The 17,044-nt window shown below is 62.8% G+C and carries 15 protein-coding genes; 3 read left to right on the forward strand and 12 right to left on the reverse strand.

Going from position 1 to position 17,044, the window contains the following annotated elements:
* Positions 1-32: 32 nt before the first annotated feature.
* The gene (locus SSA02_RS11920; RefSeq protein WP_147094317.1) at positions 33-1,586 is read left to right on the forward strand and encodes a Hint domain-containing protein; all 1,554 of its coding nucleotides are present in this window, start codon (positions 33-35) and stop codon (positions 1,584-1,586) included.
* Between the two features lie 258 nt (positions 1,587-1,844).
* On the opposite strand, the gene htpG is transcribed toward SSA02_RS11920, so the two are convergent.
* The 6 genes from htpG to SSA02_RS11950 all read right to left on the reverse strand — a co-directional run bounded on the left by htpG (position 1,845) and on the right by SSA02_RS11950 (position 9,599).
* Complete coding sequence (gene htpG, locus SSA02_RS11925; protein ID WP_147094318.1) at positions 1,845-3,713, reverse strand: molecular chaperone HtpG; 1,869 nt, start codon at positions 3,711-3,713, stop codon at positions 1,845-1,847.
* 93 nt (positions 3,714-3,806) lie between these two features.
* Positions 3,807-4,205 carry an NUDIX hydrolase gene (locus SSA02_RS11930; RefSeq protein ID WP_147094319.1) on the reverse strand — a complete coding sequence of 133 codons (399 nt, stop codon included), beginning with the start codon at positions 4,203-4,205 and terminating at the stop codon, positions 3,807-3,809.
* Positions 4,206-4,225: 20 nt separating this feature from the next.
* A complete protein-coding gene (locus SSA02_RS11935) occupies positions 4,226-4,903 on the reverse strand; it encodes an HAD family hydrolase (RefSeq protein WP_222591084.1) in 678 nt (225 codons plus the stop codon).
* An 82-nt stretch (positions 4,904-4,985) separates the two neighbouring features.
* Positions 4,986-6,101: a glycerophosphodiester phosphodiesterase family protein gene (locus SSA02_RS11940; protein ID WP_147094320.1), complete on the reverse strand. Its 1,116-nt coding sequence runs from the start codon at positions 6,099-6,101 to the stop codon at positions 4,986-4,988.
* Positions 6,102-6,201: 100 nt separating this feature from the next.
* The gene (locus SSA02_RS11945; protein WP_147094321.1) at positions 6,202-8,607 is read right to left on the reverse strand and encodes a TonB-dependent receptor; all 2,406 of its coding nucleotides are present in this window, start codon (positions 8,605-8,607) and stop codon (positions 6,202-6,204) included.
* 176 nt (positions 8,608-8,783) lie between these two features.
* A complete protein-coding gene (locus SSA02_RS11950) occupies positions 8,784-9,599 on the reverse strand; it encodes an OmpW/AlkL family protein (protein WP_147094322.1) in 816 nt (271 codons plus the stop codon).
* A gap of 174 nt (positions 9,600-9,773) precedes the next feature.
* Between SSA02_RS11950 and SSA02_RS11955 the strand changes: the two genes are divergently transcribed.
* Positions 9,774-10,520, forward strand: coding sequence for a Crp/Fnr family transcriptional regulator (locus tag SSA02_RS11955; RefSeq protein ID WP_147094323.1), 747 nt, complete (start codon positions 9,774-9,776; stop codon positions 10,518-10,520).
* Between the two features lie 126 nt (positions 10,521-10,646).
* Positions 10,647-11,915, forward strand: coding sequence for a UDP-N-acetylglucosamine 1-carboxyvinyltransferase (gene murA, locus SSA02_RS11960; protein ID WP_147094324.1), 1,269 nt, complete (start codon positions 10,647-10,649; stop codon positions 11,913-11,915).
* Positions 11,916-11,990: 75 nt separating this feature from the next.
* On the opposite strand, the gene SSA02_RS11965 is transcribed toward murA, so the two are convergent.
* From SSA02_RS11965 to SSA02_RS11990, 6 genes are all read right to left on the reverse strand, one after another.
* Positions 11,991-13,514: a GMC family oxidoreductase gene (locus tag SSA02_RS11965; RefSeq protein WP_246103898.1), complete on the reverse strand. Its 1,524-nt coding sequence runs from the start codon at positions 13,512-13,514 to the stop codon at positions 11,991-11,993.
* On the reverse strand, positions 13,511-14,149 hold the full coding sequence (locus SSA02_RS11970; protein ID WP_147094325.1) for a gluconate 2-dehydrogenase subunit 3 family protein: 639 nt from the start codon (positions 14,147-14,149) through the stop codon (positions 13,511-13,513). Before SSA02_RS11970 ends, SSA02_RS11965 begins: the two co-directional genes overlap by 4 nt.
* 287 nt (positions 14,150-14,436) lie before the next feature.
* On the reverse strand, positions 14,437-14,988 hold the full coding sequence (dcd, locus tag SSA02_RS11975; RefSeq protein WP_147094326.1) for a dCTP deaminase: 552 nt from the start codon (positions 14,986-14,988) through the stop codon (positions 14,437-14,439).
* A gap of 120 nt (positions 14,989-15,108) precedes the next feature.
* Positions 15,109-15,402 (reverse strand): putative quinol monooxygenase, encoded by a 294-nt coding sequence (locus SSA02_RS11980; RefSeq protein ID WP_147094327.1) that lies wholly within the window; start codon positions 15,400-15,402, stop codon positions 15,109-15,111.
* A gap of 34 nt (positions 15,403-15,436) precedes the next feature.
* The gene (locus SSA02_RS11985; protein ID WP_147094328.1) at positions 15,437-15,631 is read right to left on the reverse strand and encodes a hypothetical protein; all 195 of its coding nucleotides are present in this window, start codon (positions 15,629-15,631) and stop codon (positions 15,437-15,439) included.
* Positions 15,628-16,809 (reverse strand): glycosyltransferase family 4 protein, encoded by a 1,182-nt coding sequence (locus SSA02_RS11990; protein ID WP_147094329.1) that lies wholly within the window; start codon positions 16,807-16,809, stop codon positions 15,628-15,630. Before SSA02_RS11990 ends, SSA02_RS11985 begins: the two co-directional genes overlap by 4 nt.
* Positions 16,810-17,044: the final 235 nt, after the last annotated feature.

A 17,044-nucleotide genomic window follows, 5' to 3' on the forward strand; every position in this document is an offset into this window, starting at 1 on the left:
CGCAAATCACGAATTATGGTAAGGAGACAGTCATGCCCACATGGGATGGATCATCTGCCAAGTATAGTCTTGACGGGGACACTCTTTACATCGATCCGAAAAACGGCCCCATCGCGCTCGGGCCGATAGGGTCCTCGCAGAAAAACCATCACTACGACGTCGTCATGGGCAGGAATGGCGGGACGATAAGCCTGACCTTTCCCGTCTCCGATTATCGTGGGAACCGGTATATCTTTACGATCCATACCGAAAACGGACGTTCGATCCGCCTCGACTTCGCCAATCGCAGCGCTGCGAACAAGACGGTCGTCCAGCGTTACGACAGGCAGACGAACCGGACCACGATCTCCGTCAGGATGGGAATCCTCGATTACGGGGCGGTCGAATACGTCATTCCGGGTAATCCGTTCGATCTTCCCCCGGCGGGGCGGACCCATCTCATGCGGATCCATGACACCTGGTCGCTGGGCGGGATCGTCTGTTTTCTTCCCGGGGCGCTCATACGCACCCCTTCGGGCGCCCGGAAGGTCGAGACCCTGAGGCGAGGCGACGAAATATGCGTCTGGGACCGGGAAGCGCAGTGCGCGCGGGTGACAGCGGTGGTCTGGGCGGGGTCGGGCCATGTCCGCGTCAATGCCGGAGCCGAGGACGATCTGGCCGGATGGCCGGTGCGGATCTGCAAGCACGCTTTCGCCGATCATGTGCCGTCCGGGGATCTGCTCGTGACGAACGAGCATTGCATCTTTCATGACGGCGCGTTCGTTCCTGTCCGGATGCTCGTGAACGGCATGTCGATCCGCTACGACCGCAGCGTTCCGACCTATCGTTTCCATCATATCGAGACGAAGGGCCATAGCATCATCTGGGCCAACGATCTGACCACAGAGAGCTATCTCGATACGGGAAATCGCTGCCGTTTCACGGAGAGCGAAAACGTCGTGCCTCTGCGAGGCGGCACGAAAGTCTGGGGAAGCGATTCGGCGGCACCGTTATGCACCGAGCGTTTCCATGTCGAGCGTCTCCACGCCTGTCTGAGCGTCCGCGCGCAGGAAACCGGTTTTTGCGCACGGAGCGAAGACGACGCAGAATGGACAACGGATCCCGATCTCTGCCTCGTCACGGATCAGGGGCAGATCATCCGTATGGCGCGTCGCTCCGGGGAAAACCGGATTTTCATGATTCCCGGCCATGTAGACCGGGTCCGGATCGTTTCGCGCACGGCCCGTCCCTGCGATGCCATCGGTCCTTATGTCGACGATCGGCGATGGCTGGGGGTGCTGGTGGGCAAGGTGACGCTTTTCTCCTCGCGCAGGAGCCAGGATCTTGTGACGCATCTGCAGGTGGAGGAACTCGGAGGGTGGGAGCGGCGGGAGGCTGCGGATGCCCGCTGGACGCAGGGCGCCGCTCTCCTGCCGATTCCGTCGGGGGAGAAACAGGATCTGCGACTGCTCACGATCGAAATCAGGGAGGGGGGGCCATACCGTGTCGGAACGCGGGCATCGGCCGATATGTCCGCTCCGGTGACCGGCCCCGTGACTGGCCCCGTGACTGGCCCGGTAGCTGCCCGGATATCTTCACGACTCTGAACGCGCGGGCGGCGGTAGGGAAAAACCGCCGCCCGCGTGCCCGACTGACGCGCGGATGCGGCACAGGGACGGTCACCTGCCGGTGCGGTCCGGAGTTTCATCCGGCCCGCAAACGATATCCGGCATGTGCATCCGGGTGGCAGCAGCCCGGAGACGGCACCCGGGAGACGGCACCCCGGGAGACCGCACTCCGGGGACCGCACTCCGGGGACCGTACCCCGGGGATTGCGGCCGATCCGGGAGAGCCGATCGGGTGGTTCAGTGCGTGGCGGCGACGGTCAGCATCGAGGTCAGGCGTTGGGCGAAGCCGGCGGCGTCGGGCAGGGTTTCGCCGTCCTGGATGCGTGCCACGTCCAGCAGTACACGGGCGAAATCGGCCACGCTTTCACCCTTTTCCACGCGCATCGCGAGATCGCGGATCAGCGGGTGGTGCGGATTGATCTCCATGATCGGGGCTGCGGGCGGCATGCCCTGACCCGAGCGGCGCATCAGGCGCTGCATCATCTGATCCGGCCCGCCTTCGCTCGTGATCACGACGGCGCTGCCAACCAGACGGACCGTGCCGCGCACATCCTTGACGTCATCGCCCAGCGCTTCCTTCAGCGCAGGGATCAGCTTGTCGAGATCGGCAGCCTCGCCCTCAGGCGTCGGGGCTTCGAATTTCTCCAGATCGCCATGGGCCTGATTGATGGATTTCAGCACCTTGTCCTCGTAGGAGGACAGACGATCGGGCCAGAAACCGTCCACCTGATCGGACAGCAACAGCACCTCGATGCCGCGGGCACGGAAGCCCTCGAGCTGCGGCGAGGCAGCCAGCGCCTCGGCGTTCTCGCCCGTCAGATAATAGATGGTGTCCTGACCCGGCTTCATGCGTGACAGATAGCCATCGAGCGTCGTCGGATCGTCCGAGGCGGTCGAGCGGAAACGCGACAGGGACGCGAGTTCCTGACGATGCTCGGAATCCTCCCAGATGCCTTCCTTGATGATCGGGCCGAAATTCTCCCAGAACGTGCCGAAGGCGTCCGCATTTTCCGTGTCTTTGGCGCGGTTCCTGATTTCGGTCATCACGCGCTTGGTCACGGCCTTGCGGATGCGATGCAGCACGGGGGTCGATTGCAGCATCTCGCGCGAGACGTTCAGCGGCAGGTCTTCCGTATCGACCACGCCCTGAACGAAGCGCAGCCAGGCCGGCAGAAGCTCGGCCTCGTCGGTGATGAACATGCGGCGCACATGCAGATGCACCTTGCTCTCGCGCGACTGCTCCATGAAATCGAAGGGGCGTGCACCGGGGATGAACAGCAGCGCCGTGAACTCGGTCGTGCCTTCTGCGCTCCAGTGCAGGGTCGCATAGGGCTCGTCGAACTGATGGGCGACGTGACGATAGAACTCGGTGTACTGCTCGGGCGTGATGTCGGATTTCGACTTGCGCCACAGCGCCGTGCCCTCATTGGCCGATTTGTCTTCCTCACCCTCGCGCAGGGTGATCGGCCAGGAAATGTGGTCGGCCCATTTGCGAATGATGGAGCGCAGACGCCAGGCATCGAGAAACTCGTCCGCATCGGCTTTGACATGCAGGATGATGTCCGTGCCGGGCTGCTCGCGTTTGGCCGGGGCAATGGTATAGGCGCCCTTGCCGTCGGACGACCACTGCCAGGCTTGGTCGGAGCCGGGCTGGCGCGAAATCACATCCACCTTGTCGGCCACCATGAAGGCGGCGTAGAAGCCGACGCCGAACTGGCCGATCAGGCTGGGGCGGTCTTCGGGCTTTGCGCTGTTCAGCTTCTCGCCGAAGGCGCGCGTACCCGAGCGCGCAATGGTGCCGAGATTGCTGGCCAGATCCTCACGGCTCATGCCTGCGCCATTATCGCTGATGGTCAGCAGCCGGGCATCCTTGTCCGGCGTGATGCGAATGGCAGCATCCGCGGGCAGGGCCTTGGCGGCATCGGTCAGGGCCTCGAAACGGCGCTTGTCGGAAGCATCGGCGGCATTGGCCACCAGCTCGCGCAGAAAGATCTCACGTTCGGAATAAAGGGCATGAACCACGAGGTCGAGCAGACGCCCGACTTCAGCGCTGAATTCGTGCTTTTCGGCGCCCTGGACCTGATCTTTTTCGGTATTTTCGGTCATGGAGATCCCTCAAGACTGTGTTGGTGTCACAAGGACACTGATTCGCATGGAAAAATGGAAATCCGCCCGGGCTTTTTCAAGAGCGGCAGATGCTCAGGCAATGAGGGAGAATAGCGGCAGAACGCAGTCGCGCGTCAGCGGGGCGAGGGGCAGATATTGCGCCTCTTCGGGCGTCACCCAGAGCGCCTCTTCGATCTCGGCGGCGATGGCGACGGGGCCGGACCAGCGGAGGACGAACAGATCGGCCCTGACGATATGGCCCGGCTCGTTGGCAGCCGGTGCCTCGATGCGTTCGAGAAAGGTGCAGGAGGAAGCCTCCGGCTCGATGCCCAGCTCCTCTGCGATTTCGCGCAGGAGCGCGGCTTGCGGGGTCTCGCCCGGCTCGATCTTGCCGCCGGGCTGCATGAAAGCCTGCGTGTTGCGCTTGCGTACCAGAAGGAGTCTGCCCGCCTCGTCGTGCAACAGGGCGGCAGCGATGGTGATGACAGACATGATCGGAGACGTCATCCATGTCAGGCGGTGTCCCGGCCGAGAAGGGAAAGACGGCCATCGGCCATGCGCCGCGCCTCGAGCGCCTCGTATCCCGGCACGGTCGGATGGGGGACATCCACCGCATGGGTATGGGTGGTCGTGATCACCACCACGCTCGCGCCCGCGGCCTCTCCCGCCCGGATCCCGGCAGGGGCATCCTCGAACACGACGCAGTTCTTCGCCTCGAATCCCAGACGCTGCGCGCCGAGCAGGAAGCAGTCCGGCGCGGGTTTGCCGTTGGGGGCATCCTCGGCCGTGATGAGGAGTCCGGGCAGGGGCAGACCGGCAGTCCGGATGCGCCTGAGCGCGAGGTCGCGCGAGGCCGAGGTGACGATGGCCCAGCGATCGGCAGGCAGGCTGTTCAGAAAGGCGATGGCACCGGGAATGGGGTCGATACCCTGCGTGTCCTCCATTTCCCGGCTGGTGACCCAGCGTGCTTCCTCGACCGGGTCGACTCCCGGGAGATTCTGGCGACGGATGGTCTCGATGGTCTGTACGCCGTGGATCGTGGCGAGAAATTTCCCGACGTCGAGACCGTGTTTCTGCGCCCACAGGGTCCAGACGCGCTCGGCCGCGATGATGGAGGTGAGGATCGTGCCATCCATGTCGAACAGGAAGGCATCGAAGGCTTTACCGGGAAACAGATCGTGCTCGGTCAAGGGAGGTCTCCGTCAGCTATGCGGGTCGTGCGCGGGGCGAAACCCTGCATGACCTGTGCGACACAGGCAAGCTCGGGCCGGATCAACCCGGCGTGTCGACTGCCCTGCGTCCAAGGGCGGGGTCGTCGGTGAAGAAGCCGTCGAGGCCCATATCGAGATAGCGTTTCACCTCGGCGATCATGCCGGCAGGGTTCCGGGCGTTGAGTGCCCCGCCGTCGCGCAGCTCTTTCGGCAGGCAATAGTTTTCGGGGCGCGCCGTGTAGGAATGAACCAGAAGCCCGGCCTCATGCGCATCGGTGATCAGCGTCGTGGGCGTGCCCCATGAGCCATCGGGCTTGCGCGGGATGAGATCGGTATTGGATGGGCCGATCACATCGGCAAAGCGTCGTATGTCGCGCAGTCCTGCGGGTTTCATGAAGTCGCCGAAACGTCTGGCGTCGCGTTTGCCCAGAAGGTCGGGCGGGGTCTGGTCGGGCTCGCCCATCAGGAACATGATCCGTGCCTGCGGGTTGATCGCGCGGGTCTTTTCGCCGATCGCCTTCAGATTGGCCGTCTCGAAGGACTGGAGTTCCAGCGGGGCCTGACGGGTGTAGTCATGTGCCGCGATGGTGCGCAGGAAGGCGGCTTCCGGGTCCAGGCCGAGGCTGTGGAAATGGGTGGAATTCTTGATTTCGGGGATGAGCCCGAACACCTTGCCCCGGGCAGCGGATTCACCGGCCACGAAATCGATCACCTCCTCGAAGGTCGGTACGTCGAAATGGCCGTCATAACGCGTGTTGTGAGGGCGAAGCTGCGGCAGGCGTTCCCTTGCCCTCAGGGTCTTGAGTTCGGCCAGGGTAAAGTCGGTGGTGAACCATCCCGTCTCCTTGCGACCGTCGATGGTCAGGCTGCGCTTGCGCGCGGCAAATTCCGGGCGGGAGGCGATGTCGGTCGTGTCGGCGATGTTGCTTTCGTGACGCACGATCAGCACGCCGTCTTTCGTCATCACCAGATCGGGCTCGATGTAATCGGCGCCGTCCTCCATCGCCTTGGCATAGGAGGCAAGCGTGTGCTCGGGCCTCAGGGCCGATGCGCCGCGATGGGCGAAAACGAGCGGTCGGGGTGCGAGGGACGGCGCCGCCCTGACGGCTGCGCCCGGGATCATCGATGCGCAGAATCCGGCAAGACCGAAAGAGAAGGTATGACGGCGTGTCAGCATGACGGCAGGTCCTTGGTCGTTGCGATGATCGTTCCGGTGTGTCCCTCCCCCGGGGAGGGAGGGTGTCTTCGCTGGCTGTCGGTCTTCCAACCGGTGCGGGTTACCAGTGTGCGCTCAATGTCAGGAAGAACATGCGCGGCGCGATCGGAAAAGCGGTGAATTGCCCGGCGGTCTGCGTGGTGCTGACCGTGGACCAGCCGCGCGTGTTCGTCAGGTTGGTGATGTTGCCCTGGACCCGCAAGGCAGGAATATGCGGAATTCCATGGATGGTGTAGCCCGCATTCATGCTGAATTGCGCCGTCGGCGACGCCCACAGGTCGTTGGTATAGGTCGTATAGCGCTTGCCCATGATATCGCCGATGAACTGGCCGTAGAAATTGCCCCAATTGGTGGTCGCGACGAATTTTTCCGTCCAGTCCGGCTGACCGGCCACGTTGCGTCCGGCAATGCGGATGGTGGCGTTGCCCGAGGCGTAATTGTCGTTATAGACGGATTTGTTGTAGCTCAGCCCGTTATAAAGAGAAAAATGCGGCCCGAACTGCGCGGTAAAAGAGAAATCCATACCGTCGGTGGAAACGGAGCCGACATTGGCGAGCGTCGTTGCTGACCCGATGATCGAGGAGAGGGTCTGGGTGGTCGCGATGGCAACGAGCCGGTTCGAGAAATGCACGTGATAATATTCGGCCTGGGCCGAGATATCGGTCAGCGGGCCGAGATGCACGCGATGATGGGTGCGCAATCCCGTCTCGTAGGTCCATGAGGTCTCGACTTTTCCGTGCTCCTTGAAGTCCTCGAATGCGGCTTGGCTGGTGGCGCCCCAGGGAGTGGCATTGCCGTATCCCGTGCTCTGATAGGCGCGCATGTTTTCCTGGATATTCGCGAACCACTGTTCGTGCGGCGTAATGTTCCACAAGGCGCCGAACGAGGGAAGGAAAGGCTTGACCGCTGCGATCGTGCCGCCCGGAACGGTGACGGCCGTTTTCGGCGAGAGCGAACCCGGCTTTCCGGCCACGGGCAGGGTGCCATTGGTATAGACCAGCTCGGATTTGAAACCCGCCGAGAGGGTGAAGTTTTTCGAGACCTTCCAGCTGTCCTGCAAATGCGTGACGAATGTATTGGTATAGAAATAATTGGTGTATTGCTTGATCAGCGCATCCTGCTGACGCTCATAGGGCGTGGTCGGGTTGTTGGCGTCGAGCGGATACCAGCGCCGCGCCTGGGTGTTGTTGTTGCGCTCGTACCAGCCCCCGACCTCTATGTCGTGATGGCCGAGATGATAGCGCAGGGTCGAGAGAAGACCGCCGCGATTGTCCCAGTACTCGGTCGTGCGCGTCGCATAACCCGAACCGCCGAACACGGTATTGAGCTGGTCTGCGCTCTGATCGGGAAAATAGGCGCTGAATAAGGTCGGCAGGCCTGCCGCCGTGATCGGCCCTGCGACGACACCCTCGCCGAGATCGTGGTGGTAATAGAACTTGTTGTCCCAGTGCAGATTGGCGCTGAAATCATGCTGCCAGCTCAGATAGGTGAGAAAATCACGACGCTGCGCGGCTGAATAATAATTGCGGTAGTTCAGACCCGCAGCACGGTAGGCCGGGGAATTGATATAGGATTTCGCATAGGTGAAATCGGGAAAGGTAAAGGGGCGCACATAGGTGCCGTAGCCATTCGGCAGAACGATTCCATCCTCGTTCGGCTCGACCTTGTCGGACCAGTCGAAGAAATAGGTGATCTTGTCCTTGCTGTCCTTGTGTACGAATTTGGCATTGACCTGATTGCCACCCTGATGACCTGCGAAATCCCAGGCGCGGGCATCCTGACGGGCCCAGGAAATATAGGCCGAATTGCCGTTGCCGAAATTGCCGGTATCGAAGCGGGCAAAAGTGCGGAAGGTCGAGAAACTGCCGAAGGTCTGGTCGAGCTGACCGCCCATCTTCTGCTTGGGATCGAGCGAGGAGAACAGCAGTGTGCCGCCCAGATTCGAGGTCGAGGCCGTGCCGAGCGCGCCCGATCCGGTCGCGACGGTGGCGTTGCCCACGTTTTCGCTGATCACGGCGCGCTGAGGCGAAAGGCCGTTGTAATTGCCATAAGCCTGATCGCCCAGAGGAATGCCATCGAGCGTATAGCCGAGCTGGTTCTGGTTGAAGCCATGAATGAAGAGCGACGAGTTCTGCTCGTTATTGCCCCAGGGATCGGCGTTGTTGAACACGACGCCCGGCAGGATCTGCAAGGCCTTGAGCGGATTGACGCCGGGAAGGATGCGCTGAAGCTGCGTATGGCCCACGCTCTGTTCCGAGCGGCTGCGGCGTGCGGTAGCGATGATCTGTTCGGCAGGCGCTCTGGAAATAATCGACCTGGTTTTTCCTGTCTTCACCGGGTGAAGCTTGTGAGGGTCGATCTGTACGGGGTCTTTCCCGTTTTGTGTATTTGCAAATGCCTGAGAGAGCGCCAGAGGCGAGCAGAATAGAGAAAGAACCAGACCGAGGCGCTGCTTGCGAAGCTTCATCTTTGATTGTTCCGCGAGGAGAGGGAGACTTGCGGCGCACCCTATGCGGAGAGTTCCTGGCGGTGTGTGAAGCTTAGGTGATTACGAAGTGACAGAATGATGAACGAAAAAAAGGCCGCTCGAACCGGACGGCCTTTCCTGATATGGTCGGAGCCACGGATATGGCCCCGGTGAAATCAGAAGCGGTACTCGATACCTGCTGCGACCGTCGTCGGGTCGAGCGAGTCATGAGCCTTGATGAAGGCGCCCGACCCACGGTCGTTGGCCCATGCATGCATACGCATGAACATCTGCTTGGCATCCATGTTGAAGAACCAGTTGCCCACGAGCTGATAGTCGAAACCGACATTGACCGAGGGGCCGCCCGTGACGCCGACATTGAGCTTCTGCACCAGACCGCCCGCAGGGGAGACGTTGTGGAACCAGGCCAGGGTGGCGCCGACGCCGACATACGGATTGAAGCGCTTGTGCGGGCGGAAATGCCAGGCGAAGGTCAGGGTCGGGGGCAGGACCCAGGCGCTGCCGACATCGATCTTGCCGAAAGGCGTGCCTTCTGCGGCCACTTCGTGACGGGTGCTGGCCGCGATGAGATCGACCGAGACATTATCGGTCAGGAAGTATTCGAACGTCAGCTCGGGCATGACCTGATTGGTCGCCTTGACGCGGCCGGGAATGGCGGCCCCGTTCAGCCAGACCTTGCTGTCACGATCCTGCGGGATCACGCCGAGGGCGGAAAGACGGACGATAAAATCCCCTTTACCCAGGCCGATCTTGGTGCTGGAACAGGTCTTGAACAGGCCGCATTCGTCGTCCGAGCTCCGATGGGGGGCGGCGACAGCCTGAGCCTGGGGGGCGAGAACCATGTTCGTGGAGACAGGCGCGTTCACGACAGGTGCCGACTGGGCGGTCTGGGCCGTGGCGGCCGGAATCGCGACGGCAGCCGCCACGATGCCGGACAGGAGCGCACTGGAGAGTTTGTAGGTGGTCTTCATCGACGTCATCCGTGATTAAACAGTGACGTTTTCAGACCACGCGCTATCATGGCGTGCCTTGATCCATATCAAGACCATTGCAACGATGCGACCGGGCGTGGAGAATTGGCAACAGTATATGACGCTTTATTAATCAATCGAAAATGCGTCGAAGAAAACAAGGATCGCCGTCTTATGCATGTCCAAGTTCCTGACAGCGTCAGTACGCTGGGACCCTGTGGCGGCTGCGCGCATTGTCTGACATGCGAGGCGCGATCGCGCAGTATCTGCTCGGTCATCAGCCCGGAGCATTCCGCGCGTCTGGCCCGGTATTCCCATCGTCTCTCCGTGCCGCAGGGCCGGTCGTTCATCGAAGAGGGGCAGCCGGCAGAGGATTTCTTCATCGTGACCTCCGGTCATGCGAAGCTGTTTTCCCTGATGCCTGATGGCCGTCGGCAAATCACCGGCTTTGCCAATACGGGGCAGTTTCTCGGTCTTGCCAGCGGAAAGACCTATGCGTTCAGCGCCGAGGCCCTGGATGCTCTGACGCTGTGCAGGTTCTCCCGGTCCGGACTTTCGACCTTGCGGCGCGATTTTCCCGCACTCGAGAACCGTCTCATGGAGGAGGCTTCGCGCGAGCTGGTCCAGGCGCAGAGCCGGATGCTCCTGCTTGGCCGCAAGACGGCCCGGGAGCGTCTGGCCAGTTTTCTCGTGGAGCAGCATCATCTCCAGTCCGGGCTCGACCATCGTCCTCCGTCCGACCGGACCCTGACCCTGCCCATGAGCCGGACCGATATCGCCGATTATCTCGGTCTGACGATCGAGACCGTGAGCCGGACGCTGAATGCCCTGCAGCGGGAACATCTGATCGTCATCCGGTTCGTTACCCTGATCACCCTGCTCGATCTTGCCGCTCTGGAAGCGATGGCGCGCGGCGACTGATGCGCGGATCCTTCGCGCATGGTCCATTCGCTCGGGGCAATTGATGCCTTGACGGGAGGAGGGGGACGCGGGAGAGAGGTCACTCTTCCTTTTTCCATGGCTTTCACCCCTCAGGAGCTTCATATCATGGACCGATTCATCATACGTGGTGGCAGGCGCCTTGAAGGGGAGATCGTCATCGGCGGCGCCAAGAATGCCGGGCTGAAGCTCATGGTCGCCGGGTTGCTCACGGCCGATCGTCTGATCCTGTCGAACGTACCGAAGATTGCCGATATCGAGACGATGCAGACCCTGCTGCGTCAGCACGGCATTGCGGTCGATCCTGTCGATGCCGAGGGGCGCACCCTGTCGATCGGCGGCCCGATCACATCGGTCGAGGCGCCGTACGACATCGTTTCGAAAATGCGCGCCTCGATCCTCGTTCTCGGCCCGCTTCTCGCGCGGGCGCGGGAGGCGCGCGTGTCGCTGCCCGGGGGCTGCGCCATCGGCACCCGGCCGGTCGATCTGCATCTCAAGGGGCTCGAGACCCTCGGCGCGACCATCCGGCTCGAAAACGGCTATATCAATGCCAGCGCTCCCAACGGTCTGGTAGGCGACCGGATTCTCCTGCCTTTCGCATCGGTCGGCGCGACCGAGAACCTGCTGATGGCGGCGACTCTCGCGAAGGGGCGTACCGAGATCGTCAATGCAGCGCGTGAACCCGAGATCGGCGATCTCGTCGAGTGCCTCAATCGCATGGGCGCCCGTATCGCCGGAGCAGGGACCGGCACGCTGGTCATCGATGGCGTGGAGGCGCTGACCGGCGCCGAACACGCCATCATGGCGGATCGGATCGAATGCGGCACCTATGCCTGCGCGGCAGGCATTACCGGGGGCGATCTGCGTCTGATCGGCGGGCGCGTACGGGATCTGGGCGCTGTGGTGCGGACCCTCGAGGAGGCCGGTGTCGAGGTGCTCGAGGAGGAAAACGCCATCCGCGTGCGTCGTACCGGTGCGTTGCGAGGGGTCGATATCATGACCGAGCCCTATCCGGGCTTTCCCACCGACATGCAGGCCCAGTTCATGGCCATGCTTGCCGTGGCGGACGGCGCCTCGATGGTGACCGAGACGATCTTCGAAAACCGCTTCATGCACGTTCCCGAACTGAATCGCATGGGAGCGCGGATCAACGTTCACGGATCGTCCGCGATCATTCGCGGGGTCGGTCATCTCTCCGGAGCGCCTGTCATGGCGACCGATCTGCGGGCTTCCTTCTCGCTGATCCTGGCCGGTCTCGGGGCGCAGGGCGAGACCTCTCTGAGCCGGATCTATCATCTCGACCGGGGTTACGAGGCGGTGGATCGCAAGCTTTCCGCAGTGGGCGCCGATATCGAGCGTCTCAGCGACGACCGCTGAACGGACCGGCACGGACCGGGTTGCGGGTGCGACCCTGTCCGTCCGGACGTGCCGGCGATACCGGAACCGGGGGGCTTATCGCCCCCCGATCGCTTCGGCAGTACGCAGGCTCAGGGCCATGATGGCCAGTGCCGGATTGGCAGCGGTGGCACTCGGAAAGACGGAGTGGTCGCAGATCCAGAGATTGTCGATGTCGTGACTCCGACCGTAGGGATCGACCACGGAGTCGTCGGGATCCGTACCCATACGGCAGGTTCCGATCATATGGGCCGCCCGATCCATCGACCAGATATCTGTTGCGCCCGCGGCTTGCCAGATCCTGCGCATCGTCCGCTCTGCATGGGCGTGCATCGCCTTCTCGTTCGGGCCATAGCTGAACGCGATCAGAGGCTTCGGCATCCCCGCCCGTCCAGGTTCGTCTGACAGGGTGACGCGATTGTCCTCATGCGGGAGACAATCCCCATGGGCACCGAGACCGGCCATGTAGTTGTAGTCGCGCAGATGACGCGTGAGTGTCTCGCCCCACAGACCCCGGCCACGCGCGACACCTGTTGCCCAGGTGGAAGGCATCATGCCCAGAGACTGGATCAGATAGCCCCCGGCGAAATCGGCATCGTCGGGACGCATCATGTCCTCGGTGATGGTCAGGGAGGGATAACCCTTGTTCGGTCGCGTGATCCGGTCGAAACGCCCCCAGACCTGCGTGGAGATATGGGCCATGTAGTTGCGACCGACCTGGCCGCTGCGGTTGGCCAGCCCCGTATGCAACAGAAGACGCGCTGTCTCGACCGCGCCGCCTGCCAGAATGAGGCGCGCGCAGCGCTGGCGACGGTCTTCCCCGTTCTCCCGATAGATCACCCCGGTGATGCGACCGCTGTGGTCCCGCTCTATGCCATGCACGAAGCAGTTGGGACGGATCTCGGCGCCATGAGCAACGGCCTGCGGAAGATAGGTCACGTCGGTGCTCGATTTCGCCCCGTTGCGACAGCCCTGATGGCAGGCGCCGCAGCCGACGCAGGCCTTGCGCGCGCCCCAGTCGCGCGTGATGAGCGCCGTCGGACCGTCTGCGTTGCGTATGCCGAGCGCATCGCAGCCGCGCGCCATGGCCTGAGCCGCCGCGTTGCGCTGCGGAGGCGGATAGGCATAGCGCCTGTCCGGATCCCATGGGTAGGAATCCGGCCCTGAAACGCCGATCTCACGCTCGACGCGTTCGATCCAGGGCAGGAGACTGTCATAGGAAAACGGCCAGTCCCGTCCCTTGCCTGTTTCGGTATGCAAGCTCATGTCGCGCGGGTCGATCCGCGGCATGAAGGCGCCGAAATGCAGCATCGAACCGCCCACGCCTGTGCCGCTGTTATTGCCGCCGAAGGCCATCGGGTTCTCACCACCCGAGAGTCGTTCCTCCAGCCAGTAGATCTCCGAGGCGGTGGCCTCGTCGGGCGTGTGCATCCTGGGGTCGAAGCGGGGGCCGGCTTCCAGAGCGACGACGCTCATGCCTCGCGCAGCCAGTTCGGCCAGAAGAGGGGCGCCCCCGGCTCCGGTGCCGACGATGACGGCATCGACCGTCTCCTGATCGGAAAAACGCCTCGACTGCATCATGGTGCGACCTCCGGTTCAGGTTCCCAGGCTTCGCTCACGCCCTCGCCCATTGCGGAGAACCCCTGGAAGATAGCGTCACCACCATTGAAGACGGCATCGATACCGAGCCGGGCCTGCACGGCCGGATGGGACATGAAGCTCTGCACGCAATCCGCCCGCAGATCCGCGAACCAGGCGCGCATCTGGTCGCCATCGAGGGTTTCCGTCCCGAGCGCGCCTTCTGCGAGGGCCTGGACCAGGGTCTCGCGATCGGTCGGGTCGAGCCTGCAAAAAGCGGTTCCGTAACGGGCATCCGACACCCCATCGAGCCCGGTGAGCGCACGCTCATAGGCCTCCCTGTCCGGGGGGAGTGCGGCAAACCGCCACCCATCGCCCGCAGTGCCGAGACGGGTATCGATCCGGGCGGGAAGATTGATGGCCTCGTCACCCAGAATCGCCTCCTGCGGAAGGACGCATTCCGTCAGGGCCACGAGCACGTCATAGGCGGATCGCGTCAGATGTTGCGGATGATAGGGCGCATCGTTCGTCTGCGCCCGTTCTTCCATGATCTGGCGCGTACGGCCCGAGATGCGGTCCGAGTCGAGAAGGGCCAGATAATCCGGCGCGATGCGTGGGGGCAGAGAGGTCTGGCTCATGAGCGTGTCCCGATAGCGTGATGACGTGTCTAACTGATACGGGTTCGGTAAGTTGCCGGACGCATCTGCGTGAGAGCGAAGCGCAAGATGTTGAGAATGCTTATCAAAAACATCGAGAGGCCGGTTACGCCCCGGGCCGTCGTTCCGCGAGATTGCGTTCCCACCGCGCGGTCGGCACTGCGCGGTGGGAACGCAAGGCTCTCGCTGCGCGCTTCTTGTGTCGCGCCCTCGCCGAACTGCCTTTGCCGGGTTGCGTCCACCGGACGGCGTCTCGGGGGAGAGGGGCGTCAGAGACGCGGCGTGGTGACTCCGCGCTGCATCATGTATTTGCCCGCGCGGTCCGCATAGCTGGTTTCGCAGGGGGAGGCGCCCTGGAAGAAGAGGAACTGGCAGATGCCCTCATTCGCGTAGATCCGCGCCGGGAGCTTCGTCGTGTTGCTGATCTCGATCGTGACCTGTCCCTCCCATTCCGGCTCGAGCGGCGTCACGTTCACGATGATCCCGCAGCGGGCATAGGTGGATTTTCCCAGGCAGACCACGAGGACATCGCGCGGGATACGGAAATACTCCACGGTATGGGCCAGGGCGAAACTGTTGGGGGGGATGGTGATGTCGCCCGTTCGCGTCACAAAACTGTTCGCCGCAAAATGTTTCGGATCGACGACCGCGTTATCGACGTCCGTGAAGATCTTGAAATCCTCGCCGACCCGCGCGTCGTAGCCATAGGAGGACAGGCCGTAGGAAATGACGCCCTCGCGTTTCTGCGCCTCGACGAAGGGCTCGATCATGCCCTTTTCCTGGGCCATCTGGCGAATCCAGCTATCCGGCATGATGGGCATGACGCAGTTTCCAGTTCTGTTGAAAGCGAGAGGGCATGCAGATGTAGCGCCAGCATGGCCCCTCTGCAAACCGCCGCATGCGCATTTCCCGCATGCGGCGCGCCGCTTCGATGCGCGGTTTCAGGCGACGTGGTTCAGGAAGATCACCTCGGAGGCGCCGCCTTCCACCAGAGAGCGGATGGCCTCGTTGAAGACCCGGCCATGCTCCATGCCCATATGGGCCTTGAAGGCGGCCTCATCCCGATAGGTTTCTTCCACATGGAAGAAGTCGGGATCGGATTCGAGCGTATAGACGACGAAACGCTCGTTTCCCGGTTCGCTGCGCACGTCTTTCGCAAGGGAAGTCAGAAGACGGGCAAGCTCGTCGCGCTTGCCGGGAAGAGCGCGCATGGTGGCGTAAAGGGTTCTGGACATCGTGAAGGTTCCTTCCGGAAAGAAAACCGCTGGGTCAGTCGGGAGAGGACGATGACGCCGGAGGATCCAGATCCTCCGGTGCCTTGATCGCACGGTTGCGCACCTGTGCCTTGCGACGAAGCAGATTGGCCCGCAACGCGGCGGCCTCCCTTTTCTGTCGCATCTCGAGATCGGCCTGGGCCTTTTCCGTCAGAACGGGTGACGGTCTGGATGGGGGGGAGGTGGTCATGTAAGCTGATCCCGAAAGCGGTCCGAAAGATGACTGCCCAACAGCTCATCATATACGGCCAGCGTCGATGATTGCATCTGTCGGGTGGTGTAGTTTTCCGCAATGTGATGGCGGGCCGTTTCCGCGAGGAAATCCCGCGCCTCGTCATCGAGCGTCAGGACACGCAGCAGGGCATTTGCGAGAGCTTCTGCATCGCCCGCAGGAACGAGAAGCCCTGTGCGGTCCGGCAGGACGGTTTCCATGGCGCCGCCCTGTGCGGAAACGACCACGGGTCTGCCCATGGCCTGGGCCTCGATGACGACGCGGCCGAACGGCTCGGGGCGCAAAGACGGGACGACGACCACATCCGACAGGGCATAGGCCGCAGGCATGTCCTGACACAACCCGGCGAAGCGCAGGCGCTCGGTGAGGCCGAGTCTCGCCGCGCTGCTGGCCACCTCGCGCACATAACCGTCTCTGGGGTCGGCAGGGCCGACGAGAACGGCCATCCAGGCAGACGGAACCATGCGCTCCAGTATGGCCAACGCGTCGAGAAGAAGACGCTGGCCTTTCCAGCGGGTCAGACGCCCCGCAAGCATGATGACGGGTATGCCCGGAGGAATCTGCCAGGCCTCTGCCAGGGCCTGGATCCGCGCACCCGTGACGCGCGCCGGATCGAAACGGGCCATGTCTGCCCCCCGGGGAATGAGACGGAGACGGTCTTCGCCCACGCGATAGCCGTCCCTGAGGCGCGCGGCGATATAGGCGCTGATGGCAATGACGCGTGTTCCGCGGGCCAGGACCGCATTATAGTGTTTCTTGCCGGGGAAGCGCGCGTCGTGCACGCCATGCCATGTGGTGACCAGCGGAATCCCGGTGCGCCTCGTGGCAAGCCAGGCCGCCCAGGCCGGCGCACGGGAGCGTGCATGGACGAGATCGATATGCTCGTCTCTGATAAGCCGGATCAGTGCCCGGGCATTGCGCCAGATGGCGAGTGGCGATTTCCGTCCGAGCGGAAGCGTCCGGTGGCGTGCCCCGACAGAGAGAAGACGCGGTACCAGCACACCGCTCTCGCTTGCGACGATCGCGCGCCCGCCTGCGATTTCGATCGCCTCGGCCATCTCGATCGTTCCCTGTTCGATGCCGCCCGTGCCGAGGGCAGGCAGAACCTGAAGAATGTGAGGCGTGGCGCGGGACATGAAAGAGCCGGTAGCATGAACCCCGCAGCTCCGGGAGAGGAAACGGATCGCGCCGGTCAAAAAACCGGCGGAGAAGGAGCGGGGCCCGGGGAGACTCCAGCCAGGAGACTCCAGCCCAGGGAGGATCCAGCACCGGGAGAACCGGGTACAGGGAGAACCGGAAACGGAAGACGCAGGTCATGAAAAAACGGCCGGGAGCGCGTGCCCCCGACCGTTTCGCCCGACATCGTCCTGC

This window comes from Swaminathania salitolerans (assembly GCF_007988945.1).
Lineage (GTDB): Bacteria > Pseudomonadota > Alphaproteobacteria > Acetobacterales > Acetobacteraceae > Swaminathania > Swaminathania salitolerans.

Coding starts and splice junctions, on each gene's coding strand:
- SSA02_RS11920 (WP_147094317.1), top strand. CDS start 33: ATGCCCACATGGGATGGATCATCTGCCAAGTATAGTCTTGACGGGGAC.
- htpG (WP_147094318.1), bottom strand. CDS start 3,713: ATGACCGAAAATACCGAAAAAGATCAGGTCCAGGGCGCCGAAAAGCAC.
- SSA02_RS11930 (WP_147094319.1), bottom strand. CDS start 4,205: ATGTCTGTCATCACCATCGCTGCCGCCCTGTTGCACGACGAGGCGGGC.
- SSA02_RS11940 (WP_147094320.1), bottom strand. CDS start 6,101: ATGCTGACACGCCGTCATACCTTCTCTTTCGGTCTTGCCGGATTCTGC.
- SSA02_RS11945 (WP_147094321.1), bottom strand. CDS start 8,607: ATGAAGCTTCGCAAGCAGCGCCTCGGTCTGGTTCTTTCTCTATTCTGC.
- SSA02_RS11950 (WP_147094322.1), bottom strand. CDS start 9,599: ATGAAGACCACCTACAAACTCTCCAGTGCGCTCCTGTCCGGCATCGTG.
- SSA02_RS11955 (WP_147094323.1), top strand. CDS start 9,774: ATGCATGTCCAAGTTCCTGACAGCGTCAGTACGCTGGGACCCTGTGGC.
- murA (WP_147094324.1), top strand. CDS start 10,647: ATGGACCGATTCATCATACGTGGTGGCAGGCGCCTTGAAGGGGAGATC.
- SSA02_RS11965 (WP_246103898.1), bottom strand. CDS start 13,514: ATGATGCAGTCGAGGCGTTTTTCCGATCAGGAGACGGTCGATGCCGTC.
- SSA02_RS11970 (WP_147094325.1), bottom strand. CDS start 14,149: ATGAGCCAGACCTCTCTGCCCCCACGCATCGCGCCGGATTATCTGGCC.
- dcd (WP_147094326.1), bottom strand. CDS start 14,988: ATGCCCATCATGCCGGATAGCTGGATTCGCCAGATGGCCCAGGAAAAG.
- SSA02_RS11980 (WP_147094327.1), bottom strand. CDS start 15,402: ATGTCCAGAACCCTTTACGCCACCATGCGCGCTCTTCCCGGCAAGCGC.
- SSA02_RS11985 (WP_147094328.1), bottom strand. CDS start 15,631: ATGACCACCTCCCCCCCATCCAGACCGTCACCCGTTCTGACGGAAAAG.
- SSA02_RS11990 (WP_147094329.1), bottom strand. CDS start 16,809: ATGTCCCGCGCCACGCCTCACATTCTTCAGGTTCTGCCTGCCCTCGGC.